General features: G+C 39.0%; 19 protein-coding genes and 2 pseudogenes. 3 read left to right on the top strand and 18 right to left on the bottom strand.

The genetic code is table 11. From position 1 onward, the window contains the following. Positions 1-56: 56 nt before the first annotated feature. The 12 genes from AC6H0J_RS02980 to pyrR all read right to left on the bottom strand — a co-directional run bounded on the left by AC6H0J_RS02980 (position 57) and on the right by pyrR (position 11,876). The gene (locus AC6H0J_RS02980; protein WP_497512814.1) at positions 57-1,727 is read right to left on the bottom strand and encodes a fructose-specific PTS transporter subunit EIIC; all 1,671 of its coding nucleotides are present in this window, start codon (positions 1,725-1,727) and stop codon (positions 57-59) included. Position 1,728: 1 nt separating this feature from the next. After that, positions 1,729-2,670 carry a 1-phosphofructokinase gene (gene fruK / locus AC6H0J_RS02975; RefSeq protein ID WP_497512812.1) on the bottom strand — a complete coding sequence of 314 codons (942 nt, stop codon included), beginning with the start codon at positions 2,668-2,670 and terminating at the stop codon, positions 1,729-1,731. 1 nt (position 2,671) lies between these two features. Then, positions 2,672-4,171, bottom strand: coding sequence for a fused PTS fructose transporter subunit IIA/HPr protein (fruB, locus tag AC6H0J_RS02970; RefSeq protein ID WP_497512811.1), 1,500 nt, complete (start codon positions 4,169-4,171; stop codon positions 2,672-2,674). 72 nt (positions 4,172-4,243) lie between these two features. Continuing rightward, positions 4,244-4,774 (bottom strand): HI_0449 family lipoprotein, encoded by a 531-nt coding sequence (locus AC6H0J_RS02965; RefSeq protein WP_497512810.1) that lies wholly within the window; start codon positions 4,772-4,774, stop codon positions 4,244-4,246. Positions 4,775-4,846: 72 nt separating this feature from the next. Continuing rightward, positions 4,847-6,145, bottom strand: a complete 1,299-nt coding sequence (gene paeA, locus AC6H0J_RS02960) for a polyamine export protein PaeA (RefSeq protein ID WP_497512808.1) — start codon at positions 6,143-6,145, stop codon at positions 4,847-4,849. A gap of 50 nt (positions 6,146-6,195) precedes the next feature. Beyond that, the gene (locus tag AC6H0J_RS02955) at positions 6,196-6,720 is read right to left on the bottom strand and encodes a DUF1523 family protein (RefSeq protein ID WP_497512806.1); all 525 of its coding nucleotides are present in this window, start codon (positions 6,718-6,720) and stop codon (positions 6,196-6,198) included. A 26-nt stretch (positions 6,721-6,746) separates the two neighbouring features. Beyond that, positions 6,747-7,529: a YchF/TatD family DNA exonuclease gene (locus AC6H0J_RS02950; RefSeq protein WP_005626132.1), complete on the bottom strand. Its 783-nt coding sequence runs from the start codon at positions 7,527-7,529 to the stop codon at positions 6,747-6,749. A gap of 54 nt (positions 7,530-7,583) precedes the next feature. Then, a complete protein-coding gene (locus tag AC6H0J_RS02945) occupies positions 7,584-8,567 on the bottom strand; it encodes a DNA polymerase III subunit delta' (RefSeq protein ID WP_005626133.1) in 984 nt (327 codons plus the stop codon). Continuing rightward, positions 8,564-9,196 (bottom strand): dTMP kinase, encoded by a 633-nt coding sequence (gene tmk, locus AC6H0J_RS02940; protein WP_032825402.1) that lies wholly within the window; start codon positions 9,194-9,196, stop codon positions 8,564-8,566. Before tmk ends, AC6H0J_RS02945 begins: the two co-directional genes overlap by 4 nt. Before the next feature lie 16 nt (positions 9,197-9,212). Next, positions 9,213-10,256 carry an endolytic transglycosylase MltG gene (gene mltG / locus AC6H0J_RS02935; protein WP_046952622.1) on the bottom strand — a complete coding sequence of 348 codons (1,044 nt, stop codon included), beginning with the start codon at positions 10,254-10,256 and terminating at the stop codon, positions 9,213-9,215. Between the two features lie 69 nt (positions 10,257-10,325). Then, positions 10,326-11,261: a peptidylprolyl isomerase gene (locus tag AC6H0J_RS02930; protein WP_046952621.1), complete on the bottom strand. Its 936-nt coding sequence runs from the start codon at positions 11,259-11,261 to the stop codon at positions 10,326-10,328. Positions 11,262-11,336: 75 nt separating this feature from the next. After that, on the bottom strand, positions 11,337-11,876 hold the full coding sequence (pyrR, locus tag AC6H0J_RS02925) for a bifunctional pyr operon transcriptional regulator/uracil phosphoribosyltransferase PyrR (RefSeq protein WP_005626142.1): 540 nt from the start codon (positions 11,874-11,876) through the stop codon (positions 11,337-11,339). Between the two features lie 131 nt (positions 11,877-12,007). On the opposite strand from pyrR, the gene mazG reads away from it, so the two are divergent. Next, the gene (gene mazG / locus AC6H0J_RS02920) at positions 12,008-12,799 is read left to right on the top strand and encodes a nucleoside triphosphate pyrophosphohydrolase (RefSeq protein ID WP_005626144.1); all 792 of its coding nucleotides are present in this window, start codon (positions 12,008-12,010) and stop codon (positions 12,797-12,799) included. A gap of 131 nt (positions 12,800-12,930) precedes the next feature. Here the strand turns inward: mazG and AC6H0J_RS02915 are convergent. Together AC6H0J_RS02915 and AC6H0J_RS02910 are read right to left on the bottom strand one after the other, a co-directional pair. Next, positions 12,931-13,044, bottom strand: a pseudogene (locus AC6H0J_RS02915) (rhodanese-like domain-containing protein); the annotation flags it as partial. Then, positions 13,023-13,223: pseudogene (locus AC6H0J_RS02910) on the bottom strand (ATP-binding cassette domain-containing protein); the annotation flags it as partial. The pseudogenes AC6H0J_RS02910 and AC6H0J_RS02915, both read right to left, overlap by 22 nt. Positions 13,224-13,362: 139 nt before the next feature. Between AC6H0J_RS02910 and AC6H0J_RS02905 the strand changes: the two are divergent. Next, positions 13,363-14,400: an LLM class flavin-dependent oxidoreductase gene (locus AC6H0J_RS02905; protein ID WP_118817360.1), complete on the top strand. Its 1,038-nt coding sequence runs from the start codon at positions 13,363-13,365 to the stop codon at positions 14,398-14,400. Between the two features lie 174 nt (positions 14,401-14,574). Here the strand turns inward: AC6H0J_RS02905 and AC6H0J_RS02900 are convergent, their stop codons facing one another. The 4 genes from AC6H0J_RS02900 to ilvY are packed head-to-tail and all read right to left on the bottom strand — an operon-like array spanning position 14,575 to position 17,804. Further along, on the bottom strand, positions 14,575-15,681 hold the full coding sequence (locus AC6H0J_RS02900) for a hypothetical protein (protein ID WP_046952563.1): 1,107 nt from the start codon (positions 15,679-15,681) through the stop codon (positions 14,575-14,577). An 18-nt stretch (positions 15,682-15,699) separates the two neighbouring features. Continuing rightward, entirely contained in the window at positions 15,700-16,017 is a 318-nt protein-coding gene (glpE, locus tag AC6H0J_RS02895) for a thiosulfate sulfurtransferase GlpE (RefSeq protein ID WP_005627244.1), read from the bottom strand. Beyond that, a complete protein-coding gene (rarD, locus tag AC6H0J_RS02890; protein ID WP_046952562.1) occupies positions 16,007-16,894 on the bottom strand; it encodes an EamA family transporter RarD in 888 nt (295 codons plus the stop codon). The genes glpE and rarD overlap by 11 nt, the downstream gene beginning before the upstream one ends. 31 nt (positions 16,895-16,925) lie before the next feature. Next, positions 16,926-17,804, bottom strand: a complete 879-nt coding sequence (gene ilvY, locus AC6H0J_RS02885; RefSeq protein WP_118817361.1) for an HTH-type transcriptional activator IlvY — start codon at positions 17,802-17,804, stop codon at positions 16,926-16,928. Positions 17,805-17,967: 163 nt separating this feature from the next. Between ilvY and ilvC the strand changes: the two genes are divergently transcribed. Beyond that, positions 17,968-19,449: a ketol-acid reductoisomerase gene (gene ilvC, locus AC6H0J_RS02880; protein WP_118817362.1), complete on the top strand. Its 1,482-nt coding sequence runs from the start codon at positions 17,968-17,970 to the stop codon at positions 19,447-19,449. The last annotated feature ends 56 nt before the right edge of the window (positions 19,450-19,505 follow it).

The raw sequence follows: 19,505 nt of genomic DNA, 5'->3' as shown, positions 1-19,505 counted from the left end.
TTCCAAAATAAAAGCCGATTCAAATGAATCGGCTTTTTTACATTCAAAGTGCGGTATTATTCCGCATTGTTTTTCGATTTAATGACGGCGTAAACTACGCCTGTTGATAAAGCACCAATCGCAATTGCACCAAAATATTTCAATGGCTCAGATACAAATGGAATAACAAATAATCCGCCGTGCGGAGCTTGTAAGGTAATATTTAATCCCATTGAAATCGCACCAGCCACCGCACCACCAATCACAGAGCTAATAATGACTCGAATTGGATCTGCTGCCACAAATGGTAATGCACCTTCAGAAATAAAGCATAAACCAAGGACAAATGATGCTTTCCCCGCATCGCGTTGGCTAACTGTGAATTTATTGCGAGCAATCCAAGTTGCAACTGTCATACCAATTGGAGGAACCATCCCCGCGGCCATTGCTGCAGCCATTGGCGTATAAACTTGGGAAGCAATCAATCCAACCGAAAAGGTGTATGCTGCTTTATTTACCGGCCCGCCCATATCGATACACATCATAGCGCCGATAATTGCACCTAACACAATCGCATTCACTTCGCCCATTGAAGTAAGCCAAGTACTTAGCTCTTTCATAATTTCAGCCACTGGTGGATTGATGAGATAAATCATCGTCAAGCCAACAATCATCGAACCCAAGAGCGGTAAAATTAAAATCGGTTTTAATGAAGTCAGGCTTGCTGGCAATCGAATAATCACATTCAGCCCTTTCACCACATAGCCCGCTAAGAAACCCGCAATAATACCGCCAAGAATCCCTGCGCCCGCTTCACTTGCCAGCATCCCCGCAATCAAACCAACTGCAAGCCCTGGACGATCAGCGATAGAAAATGCAACGTAACCGGCAAACACAGCAATCATTAACTTGAACGCCACACCACTACCGATATTCATCAACATATTTGGAAGATCTTGCAAAATCCCTGTGTTTTCAATTACATTGAAACTGAACATAAAGGAAATCGCGATCAATAATCCACCCACAACTACTAACGGTAACATATGAGAAACACCAGTCATCAAGTGTTTGTACACACCTTTTTTCTCACGGCTTTCTTCTTTCGCTCCTGCATTATTTCCACCATCAAAAACTTTGGCTTCTTTAAATGCTTTATCAAATTCTTGCTCGGTTTTCTTCAGGGCTAATCCTGTTGAAGTACGGTACATTGGCTTACCTTTAAATTTATCTAAAGGCACATCAATATCTGCTGCAACAAATACCAAATCAGCCGCCGCGACTTCTTCTGCAGTAATTTCATTGCCAACCCCAACTTGACCTCGGGTTTCAACTTTTATATTCCAACCTTGCTTTTTCGCATAGGCTTCAATCGCTTCGGCTGACATAAACGTATGCGCAACGCCTGTCGGACAAGCAGTTACCGCAACAATATTTTTTACACCAGAAACACCTGTAAAACTCACCGCACTTTTCGGAGCAACATAATCTGCTCCATTGGCTAAGGCATTTGCCAGCGTGACTTCAGGTGAAATCATGGCGATAGCTTCGCCAATAATAAAGACTTTTTTACCAACTAAATCAGGGTTATTTGGTAAGACAGAACCAAATACGAGAACAAGATCTGCTTCGGCTGTTGTTTCTACAATAGAGACATTCGCTTTTTGTGCAGCTGCTCGAAAAACTTCATGTAATAAATAGGCTTTCGCATCGCCTACATTAGCTGATTGGGTTAAAAATAACTTCATACTATCCTTCAATCATCGTTATTTGTACTTTTTCTAAAATGGGGTCAAGTAAACTCAAATCACTCACACCAACATTACTTTGAGACACTGCAAAAGCGGACACTGCCGTAGCAAAAGCTAAGGTTTCAGCTTTCGATAAACCTTTTTCAAAACCATAGATTAAGCCTGCTACCATGGAATCCCCTGCTCCAACGGTACTCACTACATTTTCACATTTTGGTGGTTCGGCTTTGAGCACACCTTCATTATTAATCCATAAAGAACCTTTTGCGCCCATTGAAATAATTACGTTTTCAATGCCTTCTGCTTTGAGTTGCCGTGCTGCCGCAATAATTTCTTCAAGACGATTTAATGAATGACCAACCCAAGCCTCAAGTTCTCGATGATTGGGTTTTACTAGCCAAGGTTTCGCTTTTAATCCAGCGGTGAGCGCAGCATTGCTACTATCAAGCACAACTTTTACGCCAGCTTGGTGAAGCTGACTCAACCAATCAGCAAACAATTCAGGAGATACACCTCGAGGTAAACTGCCACAAACAGCGACAATGTCATAATTTAAACAATAAGCTAAAGAATCCGTCACAAATTGTTGCCAAACTTGTGGGCTTATTTGATATCCTAAGAAATTTAAATCTGTAACATCGGCTTCAGTTTCGGTAATTTTTACATTGATACGCGTTTTGCCATCAACACGGTGGAATTTATCTTCCAAACCGTGCTTATTAAACATTTGCTCGAAATCAGCTGAATTATCCTTGCCCAAGAAACCGCCTACTGCAACATCAACGCCTAAATCTTTTAGCACTTTTGCGACATTAATGCCTTTTCCTGCAGGAAATAAACCAAGGGTTTCTACGGTATTTACTTCGCCAAGTTGGAGACGATTTAAACGCCCGACTAAATCATAGGCGGCATTTAAAGTAATTGTTACGACGCTTGCCATACTATTCACCTAAACCCGATTCAATCACCGCACCGATTCCGTCAATAGCTTGTTGTGCTTCATCGCCCGTCGCAACGAAACGTAAACGAGTCCCTTTTACTACACCTAATGCCACAATTTTCATCAAACTTTTAGCGCTCACTAATTGAGAATTACGATCAAGATTTTGAACCGCCACAGAGGCATTATATTTTTTCACTTCGTTTACCAATACTGCACTTGGGCGAGCGTGCAAACCGTGTTCGTTCTTAATCACAAACACTGCCTCAATAGCATTTGCTGGCAAGTTATTATCTTCGCTTACCGCTGGTGCGTGAATTTGCTCCCCCATAATCTCAATTGTATCTGGTTCAGATGGAGGCACTGCAGAAACATTCTCGCCCAAGCCATCGGCAATCGCTTTGCCCAATGCTTCAATAGCTTGTTTTGCATCTTCCCCTTCCGCCACAAAACGTAAACGATGACCTTGCGTTACACCAAGTGCAACAATCTTCATCAAACTTTTTGCACTGACGACTTCACTTTCACGAGTAAGATTTTGCACGGTAATTTTCGAAGTGAATTTTTTCACTTCATTAACCAAATTTGCACTTGGACGCGCATGTAAACCATGTTCATTACGAATCGTAAAAGTTCCCACAACGGCACCTTCTACAGATTGAGTTTCAACATCACTCGATGAACCAAAAAGTGCGGTCAAAATTTCTGTTGAGTTACCATTGAGCAAGGTTGTTTGAATATCATCATCTAATAAACGCGCTAAAATTGGATTAATTTGATCACTGACAGCTGAAACGGTTATCACGCCTTTTACAGCTTTTCCATTGTGGCTAAAAATCGTTTTGGCACGGCTGAATGCTAAGGCATTTTTCATGTTTCCTACGACAGAATCCGTTACCCATAACCCTTTGCCAAGTGGTAATGCCGCATTATTTATCACTTCAGAAATAAAGCGATTTTCTACCGCGCTTTGCACCTGTAATTGCCCCGCATTGATCGCAACTAAAGTTAATAAACTTTGAGTATCTACATCTAAACTGATATTAGCAGCAGGAATTTCAAACGGTTCGATAGTTTCACCCATTAAAATCGCACGAAATTCAGCAACATCGGTTATTTTTGCTAACTTCGCTGCGGTATCTTCATCACTCAAAACGTGAGTAAGTTGACGTAATAAGGACAAATGCTCATCAGATCGCGCCGCAATGCCAATCACGACATAAGCAATATTTCCTTCGCCCCATTCTATGCCTTGAGGAAACTGAAACACTTGCACACCCGTTTTCTTTACCATCAAACGAGTATCCAAGGTGCCATGAGGAATAGCGATGCCATTGCCTAAAAAGGTTGAGGTTTGCAACTCGCGGGCTAGCATTCCTTGTAAGTAACCATTTTCCACATTGTCTGCTTGAACTAATGCGGACGCTGCCATTTCAATCGCTTGTTGTTTATCAGCTGCGTTAGCATTTAAATGAATGTTGCTTTCCGAAAGTTCTAACATTCTTGCTCCTTAATAATTTAAAAAATAAAGCTGCTGGTGAAATAAATCGACCAGCAGCTTGTTGAAAAACAATTATTTAGATGTACAGGCTTTCAGCAATGCTTCACTACCTTGCGCAATATATTCATCATTTTCACCGCGCTCTTTGCCTTTTTGCAAATCACGCATCGCATCATAAATACCTTGAGTCATGCTTTGCGAATCCACTTTTCCCCAACAATTTGCACTCAAACGTTTAAGGTTCGCTTGCAATGCTTCCGCATGTAACACGCCGCTATAATAAGCATATACATCAGAATCATGGCCGCCTGTATAAAGTTTATCCTGAATTTGTTTCACAGGAACTAAAATACGGCCTAAATACCAGTCATTCGCACCACTTGCAAAATTATCTACAAAGAAATTTTCATTCACGCGACCTTTATATGTCGCCACAGTCGCTTCATAAGCTGCTGCATAGGATTTCTGATCGATTTTATCTTTATCTAAATCAATCACTTTTTTATCGTTCCCCATAAATGGAATATAGTTGGTAACTGATGACCAAGAAGAACAACCTGCCAACATTAACGTAAAAAATAAAACAGAGATTTTTTTAAACATAGTCATACCTGATTAAAGTTAATAAAACGCCGCCATTATACTGGCTGAAGGGGATTAAAGAAAGGGCGGTAATTATTCCGCCTCTTTTACTAAAGACACCAAAATCTGATCGATTTTAAAGTTTTCTGTATCAATCACTTCAAACTTGTATTTTCCGTAAATCACAGAATCGGTTTTTTTCGGGATTTTACGTAACATATACATCATAAAGCCACTGATGGTTTCGTAATTTTCTTCATCTGGGAAAGATTCAATATCTAACACTCGTGTCACATCTTCTAATGGCGTTGCGCCATCAATAAGCCACGAATTTTCATCACGACTCACAATATATTCTTCTTCGTTAGAAACCAATTCCCCCATGACAATACTCATTACATCATTTAGCGTAACAATACCCACGACAAGGGCATATTCATTTACAATAATCGCAAAATCTTCGCCGGTAGATTTAAACAATTCCAACACCTCGTAAAGAGAAAGCGTATCAGGCACAAATAATGCTTTACGGAGTAGTTTAGGATCTGTGAGCACCACATTTTCATTCTGCAAATACATGGTTAGCAACGTATGGGATTCTACATAACCTAAAATTTTGTCGAGGCTATTGTCACAAATCACAATTTTAGAATGAGAATCACGAGAAAGCGTATCCATGACTTCTTGGCGAGAAAAAGTGCGGTCTAAATACACGATATTTTCACGCGTAGTCATGGTGGAAGTCACTGTACGTGATTGCATATCGAAAATGTTTTCAATGAGATAATGCTCTTGAGTTTTTAAAACACCTGCTTCTGCGCCTGCTTCTACTACAGCGAAAATATCTTCAGACGTCATGCCATCTTCACGCACAGTAGAAATACGAAATAAGCGGAAAAATACATTAGCAAGCGTATCAAAAAAACACACAAGCGGCTTAAACACAAACATACTGAAATTCATAATGCCGACAACGCGCAGTGCCACCATTTCAGGATAAGTAATGGCAATACGTTTTGGAATAAGATCAGCAAATAAGATAAAGAAACAAGTAACCAATACAAATGCGATTGTAGAAGCAGTTGGTTCAATCCAATCTCCCACAAAAGAACGACTTAAAATTTCCGCGATATAAGGGCTTAGTGCACTTTCACCAATTCCCCCGCCAAGAATCGCCACCATATTCAACCCGATTTGAACCACGGTAATAAAACGACCGGGATGCTCTTGTAATTTAAGCACTTGAAGCGCGCGCACATCCCCTTCATTCGCAAGGGTTTGTAGTTTCAATTTACGCGAACCCGCCAGTGAAATTTCTGCAGAAGAAACAACCGCACTAATTAGAATTAAGGCAATAATCGCCAAAATAGTATGAAATAATTCCATAATCATTACTCAAAAATATGAAAGAAAACGACCGCACTTTGCGGCCGTTCAGGATATTACTCTTCGCTGTCAAACCAGCCGCGAACAAATTGAATAGACAAGAATAAAGTAGCTAACAGGAATACATAGAAAATCCAAGAAACGATTGGATGACTTGGCGTGTCATCAGCCGTAATTTCTTTAATTGAGGTTGCATTACGATATTCATCCATCATCGTAATACGCCAACCATAGTATTTAATTTGCACAAGTTTGTTGTCATTACCCAAAGCCTGCGCTTCAGCCTGTAAATTGGCTGATCCAAATTTGAAGTAGAACGGGAAACCCCAACGTGTATCTTCATTGCGATACACCATAATTTTGCCATCATCATTTTGCGTATTGATGTAATACACATCACGTGTTGGGCCATCAGCTGGATTCGATTTTGTGATTGGGCCATCTTTATCAACACGTTTAACTTCTACGCCAGTAACACGCGTCACATCGTAATGAGGAAATACATAATTGACCACAGAAAACATAAAACCGTGGAATAAAAAAACAACAATAAATAAGAAATATTTAAAAAACTTTCGCATACTTTTCCCTTGTCAGAACTGTGCATTTATTCTACACGAATTTTAAATAAACGCTCGAAATTTTGCGTGGTGATTCTAGCAAACGCCTCAGCCGAAACACCCTTTAAGGTTGCTACATATTCACATACTTCTCTCGTATAAGCCGGTTGGTTTTCTTTTCCTCGATAAGGCACTGGCGCAAGATAAGGCGAATCTGTTTCCACCAATAAGCGATCCGTTGGCACATAACGAATAACCTCACGAATCGCTTCGGCATTTTTAAAGGTTACAATGCCAGAACAAGAAATGTAAAAACCTAAATCCAACGCTTTTTTCGCAAATTCCATGGTTTCCGTAAAACAATGAATAACGCCACCGCATTTTTCAGCATGGTGTTGGCGTAACATTGCAATGGTGTCATCGCCCGCAGAACGTGTATGAATGATTACAGGCTTATCTAACTGATTTGCAATATCGATTTGGCTACCAAACACCGCTTGTTGTTCCGCTTTATTGTCCGCGCTGTAATAATAATCTAAGCCAATTTCGCCAATCGCAATCACTTTTGGATCTTGCGCTAAACGTAATAAGCGTTCTGCGTCATAAGGTTCCTCTTCAAAATCAAGGGGATGAACACCACAAGCAAGTGAGACATTATTAAATTCACGTAAAGAGTCATAAGCCTGCTCAAAACGGCTTAAGGTTACACCAATCGCGAGCAAATGTTTCACATCACGCGCTCGCGCTTTTTCCACCACATCCGCGATATTTTTATGTAAATTTTCATAATCCAAAGCATCTAAATGGCAGTGGGAGTCAACAATGAACATAATTATTTTTCCTTATGCCTAAGGCTTGAACGCCATAGACGATATATCTTTAATTTATTGCGTTTCAAATACTTCTGTAACTAATCGCGTCAAGCCATCTAATAGCATTAATTCAACATTCACACCATTAATTGTAAGTAAATCTGACCGCACTTTTTGCATAATTTTAATGGCTTGTAATAAACCAAGAGCGGTTTGCTCATCGCTGAATTGTTCGATACCACGCCCAAGATCAGCCACTTGTCGATGACTATCAATTTCAAGTTTATGTTTTAAACAATCGGAAAGAAAAGCCAAAATCCAATCAACTTGCTGAACATAACGTTCTTTATCAAACAACGGAAGCAATTCCAATGGCGAACGTCGGCGATAGAACACCCAAAATTGACGTAAGAAGTTTTTGCGCTGTTCAATCAGCCCTTGTTGTAAAGTTTCTAAGGCAAAAAGCGGACGCCCAAGATTCATCGCAAGTGCGGTCAAAATTTCCTGATTTTCAGCCGCACTTTCTGATTTCAACCAATCAAGAGCCATTTGTTCATTAGGCACAGACAGATTCCACACTTGACATCGACTGTAAATGGTTGCCAACAAACTTGACGAACTATCTGTTTGAAGTAAAAAATAAGTATTTGGACGAGGCTCTTCCAATGTTTTCAATAACGCATTGGCAGCTGCTTCCGTTAAACATTCCGCTCCTTGCACATACACCACTTTATTGCCGTTTTGTTGTGCGTGCTGCGCAACAATTTCATTAATGTCGCGTACTTGATCGACGCCAATATCCTTGCCGTCAATAGGGCTTAATTCATGATAATCTGGATGACTATGGACTTGCATTAAATGACAAGAATGGCATTGGCCACAAGGTTTATCGCCTTGAGCCACACACATTATTTTCTGTGCAAGTGCATTAAATAAACTTTCTACACCTAAACCAGAATCAGCTTTAATCAGCACAGCATGATGCCCCAAACCTTCGTCAAAGGTTTGAGCAATTTGATGATAAATTGGCATTAGCCAAGGGTAAAGAGCGGTCATTTTTCGTTTGATTTCCACCAATTTTTTACCGCGCTTTCGATATCAGCTTGAACAAGTTCAATACTCTGCTCTGCATTAATTACGACTGCTTTTGGATTATCTTTTACTAACGCTAAATAGCGTGCTCGAGTACGGTGAAAAAAATCTAAATCCATTTGCTCAATACGGTCTAACTCGCCACGTCCACGAGCTCGCGCTAAACCAACGCACGGATCTATATCCAAATAAATCGTGAGATCTGGCTCAAAATTGCCTAATATGGTTTCTTTCAAGGTGAGCATAAAATGCGGATCTAATTGACGTCCACCCCCTTGATATGCCTGAGATGACATATCGTGACGATCGCCCACCACCCATTTCCCTTGCATTAAGGCAGGTTTAATCACATTTTCCACCAACTGAATACGAGCCGCATAAAGCATTAATAACTCTGCTTTATCTGTCACGGGTTCTTCGGTTTCATGTTTGATGAGATCGCGTAATTTCTCAGCCAGTGGCGTTCCACCAGGTTCGCGTGTAAACACGGCATCTTGAATACCAAGTTCATACAAGACTTGTACAACAGACTGATGAGCGGAACTTTTCCCCGCGCCTTCCAAGCCTTCAATGACAATAAATTTTCCTTTCATATTTTCTTCCGCACTTTTATTTGGCATTTTTCTGGCTGCGATACCAACGTAAATATTCTTGTACCGCTTTATTATGTTCATTCAAATTTCGGGTAAATTTATGCCCACCAGAACCATCTGCTACAAAATAATAAAAATCTGTTTTTTCTGGATGCGCAACAGCCTGTAACGAACTTTCGCTTGGCATAGCAATTGGCGTTGGTGGCAATCCATCAATCACATAAGTATTATAAGGCGTTGGGGTTTCTAAATCTTTTTTACGAATATTACCGCTGTAATTCTCACCCATACCATAAATTACCGTTGGATCCGTTTGTAATTTCATTTTTGCTTTTAAGCGGTTGAGAAATACAGATGCCACTTTTGCTCGCTCCGTAGCCACGCCCGTTTCTTTTTCTACGATAGAAGCAAGAATCAACATTTCATAAGGATTCGCTAAAGGTAAATCCTCGTCACGCTCGTTCCAAGCCTTATTTAACGCCTTTTTCATTCGCTCAGCCGCTCGCTTCAGTAGCTCCAAGTCTGTCGATTTAGGCGTATAATTATAAGTATCAGGATAAAGCCAACCTTCCACATTTTTTAGTTCAAGATTTATACCAACATCTGGCAAATCAAGTAATGTGAAAATTTCCTCGTTACTCTTATCTTTCAAGGTTTGCACCAAGTGCGGTGCATTTTCGAGATCTTTTCGCCAATCCTTGAAGGTTTTTCCTTCAATCCATTTTACATTAAACTGCACTTCCTTACCTGAATTAAGCAAATCCAGTAAATCTTTCACAGTTTTAACATTCTCAAGAGAATAAGTCCCTGCTTTTATTTTATTTAGCTCTGGTTTCAACTTCAGCAAATAAGGTAATAATTTCCCATCATCAATTAACTTTTCTTGCTCAAAAAGTGCGGCTAATTTTGAACCTGTTGTGCCACGTTCAATCATTAAAAGTTGATCTGCCTGCACATTTACCGGAGTTTTTACAAATTCAGTAATTTTGTAATAACCAAAACTGGCCGCGCCCGCTAAAATCAAAATTAAAAGTAAAATCGCAATTAAAAATTTCTTCATAAGAAATAAGAAAGAGAAAATAAAAAACAACAAAAGGGGCAATTAAGCCCCTTTCTTTTAAACATTAAATCATTTATTAAAATATTGAATATCCGCAGTTTTACGTAATGCTTTTACCCAATCTTTATTTGCGTCTTGTAACTGACTGTTCACCAAATGTTCATAGGCTTTTTGCGTATAAGCATCCGCCGTACGGTCACCATCGCGAGTGCCTGTTACTTCCAAAATATGCCAACCGAACTCGGTTTTAAATGGCACAGAAATTACACCTTGTTTACTTTGTGCAATGGTCTGTGCAAATTGCGGTGCGTAACTTTCTGGGAACGCATAACCTAAACTACCGCCATTTGCCCCAGATAAATAGTCTTTAGAATATTTTAAAGCCGCCTCTGCAAAAGTCATTTTACCCGCAATAATATCAGAGCGAATTCTTGTTAACTCTGCTTTGGCTTGTGCATCATTTAACATCGGGTTAAGTTTTAACAAAATATGGCGTACTTCGTATTCTTTACCCGTTACTTTTTGCGCTGTACCTTGTGATTTTGCCTCATCCAACATTTTTTGGCCTAGCGCAACCACTTCTTCACGTGTCACTGCAACACTTTCATTGATCGCCTTATTACGCACCGCACCCATCATCATTTGATTGGCAATTTGTTGACGAAATGTATTTAATGAAATGCCTTGATAATCTAACGCATCCAAAAATTGACCATAAGTTAAACCATTTCTTGCCGCAGTATCTTCCACAACACGATCGATTTCGCGCGGATCAATTTTCACACCAGATTCTTGAATCGCTTTTTGTACTAAAAGATCATCAATAATTTTATCAAGTGCACTTTGGCGATCGCCTTTTTTACCCATATTTGCACGAACTTGGCTTTCTAAAATAGGAATACCATCTACTGTTGCGACAACGCGTTCACCTGCTTGAGCCATAGAAGTAAAAGCAACACAACCTAAAGTAGCCCATAAAAAAGATTTTAGAATAAATTTTTTCATTTTCATCTCATCAAAAAAGAGTCTATAACGTTCGTTAGAGTAACAATTCTATTGAAGGTTCACAATAGATAAGATTTATTTCCCTAAGATAGCAACTTCGTAACAGCCATCTTGTTTTTCAGTGCGAACTTGTACAAGTTCATCACGGCTTGTTGGCACATTTTTACCTACGTAATCAGCGCGAATTGGTAATTCACGATGGCCACGATCAACAAAAATAACTAATTCAATTTTTGCCGCTCGTCCAAAATCGGTGAGTGCATCCATTGCCGCTCGAATGGTTCGACCAGTAAACAACACATCATCAACCAAAATGACGGTTTTATCTTGAATATTCAAATATTGTGATGAACCACTATAAACTGGCATTTTATCTTCCTGATCAACCAAGGTTAAATCATCGCGATAAAAGGTGATATCCAGTTCCATTGAAGGTAAATTTATACCACTTAACTCTTCAACTCGACGTTGTAATAATTCGGCAATTTCCGCGCCACGACGTTTAATCCCAACAATCACGAGATCATCTAACGTTTGATGTTTTTCAATAATTTCGTGAGAAATACGCGAAATCGTGCGAAGAAAACGATCGTGGTCGATAATAATTTTTTCCATTTTTCACAGCTTTATCAATAGTATTTCAATGCGCAAAGTATAAAGAAAATGCGCCTAAAAAGCGACGGTATTTGCACCATTTTTCTTGTTCGTTATACTATCCAAAACATTCCATCAAAGGAAATAAAATTATGCGCTACTCCATTCAAGATTTTATCCAACTCATTGCCCAACTTCGTAATCCAAATGGCGGATGCCCTTGGGATTTAAAACAAAATTATGAATCTATGATTCCTTGCTTAACGGAAGAAACTTACGAAGTAATTGAAGCGATTGAGAAAAAAGACATACCAAATTTACGCGAAGAATTAGGGGATTTATTGTTACAAGTCGTTTTCTTCAGCCAGCTTGCTACAGAAGATAAATACTTTACTTTTGACGATGTATTGCAAGATGTCGCTGAAAAAATTGTGCGCCGTCATCCTCACGTGTTTGGCGATGCAAAAGCGGGGGACGAAACAGAAGCCCTTTCCCGTTGGAACGAAATGAAAGCCAAAGAAAAACAAGGTAAAAGTGCAGAAACCTCTATTTTAGATAATGTACCTCGTGCCTTGCCTTCTCTTATGCGAGCAGCAAAATTACAAAAACGTTGTTCAAAAGTAGGGTTTGATTGGGAAGAAATTTCACCCGTATTTGACAAAGTGCGGGAAGAATTAGAAGAAGTTCAAGCTGAAATTAACCGCACTTCGATTGAACAAAATAAAGTGGAGGAGGAAATCGGCGATTTATTGTTCGCAACCGTCAATCTTGCTCGCCACTTAAAATGTGATCCTGAAGATGCATTACGGAAAGCGAATTTAAAATTTGAACGTCGTTTTCGAGCAGTAGAACAAGCGGTTCAACAACAAGGTAAGCAAGTTAATGATATGCCACTGATTGAATTAGATTTGTTGTGGGATGAAGTGAAAAAACAAGAAAACTAATTGAGAAGTGTGGTAAAAATTTCTATCAGTTTTGATCTAACTTTTTGGGGTCAGATCGACTTCACCACACTTTTTGTTTATAAGATTGATTTTATTTCAGCAAACTCTTTCTTTACTTAAGAGAAAAAATATTAATAAGCCGTTTCTATCGGCAAACCAGCTTTTACCCAAGCATCAAATCTGCCAATGACGCTAAACACATATTCATAGCCTTGCTCAATGAGGAAAGCCGCCAGTTGGATGGATAAGTGACTTCGCCGCCCTCTGGCGTTAATTCTTTTTTTAATAGGGCAAAAAGAGACGACTTACCGCAACCATTCTTCCCCACCAAGCCGACTTTTGGTTTCGGATTGATGGTTGCCGTGGCATTTTCGAGCAATGCGGTTTGCCCGCGCTTTAGGGAAATATTATTAAATACAATCATTTTTTCGAATACATCTGAATTTGTGCCTATTTTGCAATATTTTTCCTTTTCTCGGAACAGTCTATTCCAATTTTATCGATATTTCTGCCTGAAAAAACACGTATAATGACGCTCAACAAATCAATCATGAGGAAATAAAATGAAGCTCTCTATTCTTAATCTCGCCCCTGTTCGAGAAGGACAAACTTATTTGCAAGCGGTTGAGTCTATGGTAAGTCTTGCAAAACACGCTGAGAACATTGGCATTGAACGCTATTGGATTGCTGAGCATCATAATATGAAAAATTTGGTGAGTTCAGCGACCGCACTTTTAATTCAGCATACGTTAGCCAATACGAAAACTTTGCGCGTGGGGTCTGGTGGCGTAATGTTACCGAATCATTCGCCGTATGTAGTAGCTGAGCAATATGGCACACTGGAGACGCTTTATCCAAACCGAGTTGAACTCGGCTTAGGGCGTGCGCCAGGAACTGATATGCAAACGGCTGCAGCACTTCGTCGTGGACGAAACAGTCTGGATTTCCCTGCGGAAATTGCGGAACTTCGTGGTTACTTTAAAGATTGCAACCCTGTTTCCGCTTATCCTTCCGCAGGCTTGAATATACCGTTTTATATTTTAGGATCCAGCACCGAAAGTGCCTATCTTGCAGCAGAGCTTGGCTTGCCTTATGCCTTTGCTTCACACTTTGCGCCACGCATGATGGAAATGGCAGTGGAGATTTACCGCAAAAACTTCAAACCTTCTACCTATCTTGCTGAACCTTATGTCATCTTAGGTGTGAACGCGATTGTTGCTGAAACCGATAAAGAAGCAAAACAACTGGTGACAACACAAACACTATTTTTCTTAAATGTGGTCACTAACGCACAACAAAATTTACAACCGCCTTTGGCATCAGAGGAAGATGTTTGGAAAGCCCAAATGCATGCCCAAAAGAAACCGCACTTTGGTCCAGTCGATTTCGAGGAGATCCCGATTTACAACCAAGAGCGTGCTGTAGTGGAACAAATGACCGCTTGTTCGCTTATTGGTAGTCCTGAAAGTGTGCAATTTCAACTCAAGCAACTGCGTGAACGGGTACATTTTGATGAAATTATGGCGGTGAGCTATATTTTTGATGAACAAAAACAAGCCCAATCTTACACGATGTTGAAAGCGATTGTGGATAAGCAATAGCAAGACAAAAATAAAAAGTGCGGTAAATTTCACCGCACTTTTTGTTTCGGATTGATGGTCGCCGTGGCATTTCTCGAGTAATTCGGTTTGCCCGTGTTTCAGAAAGGCATTACTAAAAACAATCATAAATATTTAAACTAAAAAATTTTAAATGGTATAACTATTATTCACTTATTATGATTTTGCACTTTTAATCAAATTAGTTATATGTTCTAACCCATCAAAAGTACTTGGTACTTGTTCTGATGTTGAAACGATGCTACTAAAAATTAGGTTTTCGAATTTATCTAAAGATGTTCCATCTTTTTCTTTAATCTCTTTTGCATAATCAGCATAACTTTGAATAAATTGACATAGAGACTGTCTGAGTTCTATTTGCATAATTTGTGTTTGAATTGAATTATAGTGTTTAAGAACCACCCTAAATAAATAAAGTAAAATAAATTCAAGACCAAGATAAGGCATTAAAAACTTCCAGAAGTCAAAGATTTCTGTAGGCTCGTCAGGTAAAGAATTATGATAATACCCCAAAATCGTAAACATAGATAAGGTAATTAAAAATAAAAGAACAAAAGAAGTCCATTTTGCACAAGTTTTTTTCTTTAATATTTTTTCAAATCCTTTTGATAAGCCAACAAAATTAAAAGCTGTTTTTTGCTTTTCTAGCAATGATGCTAATTCATTAGTTTCATTCCTATTTTTAATTATATTTTTGTCAAAATTCTGAAGTTCAGAATCTAACGTACCTTTTCGTTCGTTAATTTCCCTTAAGCCATTTACTTTAGCATTTTCAAGTTGTTCAAGTTTTGATTTAAACTTTCTTTCTTGAATAGACAATGATAAATAAAAATAATCTAAAAACCTATCATTCTTCAAGTTTTTATAGTAATTAAAATCAAAAATCCCTTGACCTTTTATCTGAAATTCATTTCTCAAAAAAATCTCCCATGTATTATAAGCATCAAAAATTTCAGGTTTATCTTTATTGTCATCTTTAATATATTTTATATAAAAGTAATATTCTTTTAGAAATGAAGCACATATTAAGTAAGATGCATCGTCCGCTATATTACTAGAATTTATATACTGTTCTAATGCATAACTATATTTTCTAAAGGCAAAAGGTAATATATTTTCTTTTTCACTCCCTAAATAAATTAATGTATTTAATAAAACAAAACATAAATTAATTTTGCTAGCTTTCTCATCGGTATTATTTACATTTTGGACATATTTTAAAACTTCTAAACGTTTTTGCTTTAACTTTTCATCATTAATCATTTATACAACCTCACAGAATTAATAAGCCGTTTCTATCGGCAAACCAGCTTTTACCCAACCATCAAATCCACCAATGACGCTAAACACATTTTCATAGCCTTGCTCAACGAGGAAAGTCGCCACATTTCGGCTACTCACGCCATGATAACAACTCACGATAATCGGGGAGTCGAAATCCACCAATTCTTCAAATTGTAAAAAGCTTTGGTTAGTTAAATGAAACGCCCCTTTCGCATGGGAATAGGTGAAACGTTGTGGATCCCGAATATCAGCAAGCATGGCGCCATTTTGCACCATTTCCCAAGCTTGTTCTGGACTAATTTCTTTAAACGACATGGTTTGTTCCCTTTGCGCGCTGTTTATACACGCCATCAAAAATAATCAGGCTCATCGCCAATACTAAACAAATGAATAACGGATAGCTGTCCGCATCCATTTCCTCTCCAATTAAAAATGAAATAATCACCATTAAAATGGTTTCAACATAACCTAAAAGGCCAAGCAAATTCATCGGCAGCATATTGCTGGCAATCACGTAAGCAATTAATGCTGCACCACTAATAAGCCCGAGTAATACCAATAATCCCCAAATATTAGGATTCGATTCCTGCACGGTGGCAAAATCGGTTTGAAGGGCAAAGTAAATGCTAACAGGCAATAATGCGATCATTTCTAAGCAAAAGGCACCAAGATCGGTATTTTTTAAGGCTTTTCGTATGGAGAAATAGGTGGTGTAACCCACACAGATAACAATGGCTTCCCAAGATAACCCGCCTTTTAAAACGATGTTAGAAATCACCCCTACAGCCGCAATTAACACAGCAATAAATTTCAATGTTGAAATTCGTTCTTTAAAAATGATCCGTCCTGCGGCCACCATCACAATTGGTAACAATAAATAACCGAAAGAAACACTTAAGGAGCTGCCATTATTGGGTGCCCACAAAAAGAGCCACATTTGATAACCCATTAATGCGCCACAAGTGATATAGGAAAGGGCAAAGAGCGGTTGTTTTTTGATGCGTTTTATATGTTCCACTAATGCCTGTTTCTGCTTAAACATGATAACGGAAAGGGCGACGAAAGGGAATGTAAAAATCATTCGATAGCCGAAAATATCCGTGCCGCTAAGTGGTTTCAGCAGCGTGGAAAAATAATACATATAGCCAAATAAAAATGAGGCTAAAAGTGAAATGAGTACGCCTCTTAACATAATAATCCTTAGGTTAATTCTACTTATTATTCTAGTCTAACATCTCCCAAAATGCACGAATTAAGGGGTTTGCCAAATTTCTTTTTTGCACACAAACGCCCAAATCAAATGCTTCTACCGGATTATCCAAATTTAAACGGGAAACTTCTTTTGCCATTGGACTATTATCAATTACTGCATCGGGTAGCATAGCCAATCCAAAACCGAGCGCTACCATCGGCACGATCCCTTCGTGTCCTGCTACGGTGGCATAGATTTTCGGATGTTTAATGTGTTTGCTACGTAACCATTGTTCAATACGCTGCCGCGCCATTCCATCTAACGGTAAGATAAAAGGCATTTGCTGCCAATTGATCGGTTCTTCCTGTAATAATTGTGTCGCCAAACAAGCCACGCGAGGCGCAATCAATGAAAGGGAAATATCATCGATCTTATAAAACTCTAATCCCGTCGGCAGATTATTCGGTTTCCCCGCCAAAGCGAGATCCACTTGTTCTGATTGAATGAATTGTACCGCAGAAGCGGGGTCACCCGTTGTCAGTTGAATTTCAACTTTCGGATAACGCGTACGAAACTTGGCTAATACCTGTGGCAAGTGACTATATGAAGCCGTTACCGAGCAAAATAAACGCAACTCTCCGCTTAATTCCGCTGAGTTATTCCGAAGCTGACGCTTAAACTGTTGCCAGTTTTGCCATTCTGTTTTCGCAAATTGCAGAAATTTCTCACCTTGTTCGGTTAAGCGTACTTGCCGATTATCACGAATAAATAAAGGTTGTTCTAACTCCTCTTCCATTCGTTGAATCTGGCGTGAAAGGGTAGAAGGTGACATATGATTTTGCGTAGCGGTTTTTGCAAAATTTTGTGTGTCTGCAAGATGAAGAAATATTTGAAGGTCTTGAAAGTTCATATGTATCATTAAAATGTAAATATCATTGCAAAAATTGCAACACTAAGTGCTAATAATATCACTTTACGCAATAATTAAAAATCTTATAATCCATGACACAACAAAAAACTATATTCAAACACAACCTCATACACATTAATCAACATCATATTAAGGATGAAAAATGGCTAACTATTTCAACACATTAAATTTACGCGAAAAATTAGATCAATTAGGTCGTTGTCGTTTTATGGATCGCAGCGAATTTGCTGATGGTTGCAACTACTTAAAAGGCAAAAAAATCGTTATCGTCGGCTGTGGTGCACAAGGTTTAAACCAAGGTTTAAATATGCGTGACTCCGGCTTAGATATTTCTTATGCATTACGTCCAGAAGCGATTGCAGAAAAACGTGTTTCATTCCAACGTGCGACTGAAAATGGTTTTAAAGTGGGCACTTATCAAGAATTAATTCCAACCGCAGACTTAGTGATCAACTTAACACCGGACAAACAACATTCTAAAGTGGTGGCTGATGTGATGCCATTAATGAAAAAAGATTCTGCATTCGGTTACTCACACGGTTTCAACATTGTTGAAGTAGGTGAGCAAATCCGTGAAGACATCACTGTTGTCATGACTGCACCAAAATGTCCAGGTACTGAAGTTCGTGAAGAATACAAACGTGGTTTCGGTGTGCCAACATTAATCGCGGTTCACCCGGCAAATGACCCTCGTGGTGAAGGTATGGCAATTGCGAAAGCATGGGCTGCAGCAACTGGTGGTGACCGTGCGGGCGTATTAGAATCTTCATTCGTCGCAGAAGTAAAATCTGACTTAATGGGTGAACAAACCATTCTTTGCGGTATGTTACAAGCAGGTTCAATCGTATGTTATGACAAACTTGTTGCTGATGGTAAAGATCCAGCATACGCGGGTAAATTGATCCAATACGGTTGGGAAACTATTACCGAAGCCTTAAAACAAGGCGGTATCACATTAATGATGGATCGCTTATCAAACAGCGCAAAATTACGTGCATTTGAACTTGCGGAACAAATCAAAGAAAGCCTTGGTTTCTTATATTACAAACACATGGATGACATCATCAGCGGTCACTTCTCAGCAACTATGATGGCTGACTGGGCAAATGGCGACAAAGATTTATTCGCATGGCGTGAAGCAACTGGCAAAACTGCCTTTGAAAATGCACCAAAAGCAGACGGCATCAAAATCTCTGAACAAGAATACTTTGATAACGGTGTATTAATGGTAGCGATGGTGAAAGCAGGTGTTGAATTAGCCTTTGATGCAATGGTGGCAAGCGGTATCTATGAAGAATCAGCTTACTATGAATCACTTCACGAATTACCGTTAATCGCTAACACCATCGCGCGTAAACGTTTATACGAAATGAACGTAGTTATTTCTGATACTGCAGAATACGGTAACTACTTATTCTCTAACGTAGCGACCCCTATTCTTGCTAAAGAAATCATCCCAACCTTACAAAAAGGTGATTTAGGTGAACCAACACCAGCAGTCGCTATCGACAACATTACTTTACGCGATGTAAACGATGCAATCCGTAACCACCCGGTTGAATTAATCGGTCAAGAGTTACGTGGCTACATGACAGATATGAAACGTATCGCAGTTGCAGGTTAATTATTAAATCGGTAAAATTCAAGCCAACTTATTCAATAAGTTGGCTTTTTTTATAA

This window comes from Haemophilus sp. THUN1691, assembly GCF_059704425.1.
Note: the sequence above shows the minus strand (reverse complement) of the source record. Positions and strands in the feature narration are given on the sequence as shown.

Excerpts from the sequence above, each read along its gene's own strand:
- paeA (WP_497512808.1), bottom strand. The coding sequence starts at position 6,145 with ATGATTATGGAATTATTTCATACTATTTTGGCGATTATTGCCTTAATT.
- AC6H0J_RS02980 (WP_497512814.1), bottom strand. The coding sequence starts at position 1,727 with ATGAAGTTATTTTTAACCCAATCAGCTAATGTAGGCGATGCGAAAGCC.
- AC6H0J_RS02905 (WP_118817360.1), top strand. The coding sequence starts at position 13,363 with ATGAAGCTCTCTATTCTTAATCTCGCCCCTGTTCGAGAAGGACAAACT.
- glpE (WP_005627244.1), bottom strand. The coding sequence starts at position 16,017 with ATGTCGTTTAAAGAAATTAGTCCAGAACAAGCTTGGGAAATGGTGCAA.
- AC6H0J_RS02965 (WP_497512810.1), bottom strand. The coding sequence starts at position 4,774 with ATGTTTAAAAAAATCTCTGTTTTATTTTTTACGTTAATGTTGGCAGGT.
- mazG (WP_005626144.1), top strand. The coding sequence starts at position 12,008 with ATGCGCTACTCCATTCAAGATTTTATCCAACTCATTGCCCAACTTCGT.
- AC6H0J_RS02900 (WP_046952563.1), bottom strand. The coding sequence starts at position 15,681 with ATGATTAATGATGAAAAGTTAAAGCAAAAACGTTTAGAAGTTTTAAAA.
- fruB (WP_497512811.1), bottom strand. The coding sequence starts at position 4,171 with ATGTTAGAACTTTCGGAAAGCAACATTCATTTAAATGCTAACGCAGCT.
- ilvC (WP_118817362.1), top strand. The coding sequence starts at position 17,968 with ATGGCTAACTATTTCAACACATTAAATTTACGCGAAAAATTAGATCAA.
- AC6H0J_RS02945 (WP_005626133.1), bottom strand. The coding sequence starts at position 8,567 with ATGACCGCTCTTTACCCTTGGCTAATGCCAATTTATCATCAAATTGCT.
- tmk (WP_032825402.1), bottom strand. The coding sequence starts at position 9,196 with ATGAAAGGAAAATTTATTGTCATTGAAGGCTTGGAAGGCGCGGGGAAA.
- AC6H0J_RS02950 (WP_005626132.1), bottom strand. The coding sequence starts at position 7,529 with ATGTTCATTGTTGACTCCCACTGCCATTTAGATGCTTTGGATTATGAA.
- pyrR (WP_005626142.1), bottom strand. The coding sequence starts at position 11,876 with ATGGAAAAAATTATTATCGACCACGATCGTTTTCTTCGCACGATTTCG.
- AC6H0J_RS02955 (WP_497512806.1), bottom strand. The coding sequence starts at position 6,720 with ATGCGAAAGTTTTTTAAATATTTCTTATTTATTGTTGTTTTTTTATTC.
- rarD (WP_046952562.1), bottom strand. The coding sequence starts at position 16,894 with ATGTTAAGAGGCGTACTCATTTCACTTTTAGCCTCATTTTTATTTGGC.
- fruK (WP_497512812.1), bottom strand. The coding sequence starts at position 2,670 with ATGGCAAGCGTCGTAACAATTACTTTAAATGCCGCCTATGATTTAGTC.
- mltG (WP_046952622.1), bottom strand. The coding sequence starts at position 10,256 with ATGAAGAAATTTTTAATTGCGATTTTACTTTTAATTTTGATTTTAGCG.
- ilvY (WP_118817361.1), bottom strand. The coding sequence starts at position 17,804 with ATGAACTTTCAAGACCTTCAAATATTTCTTCATCTTGCAGACACACAA.
- AC6H0J_RS02930 (WP_046952621.1), bottom strand. The coding sequence starts at position 11,261 with ATGAAAAAATTTATTCTAAAATCTTTTTTATGGGCTACTTTAGGTTGT.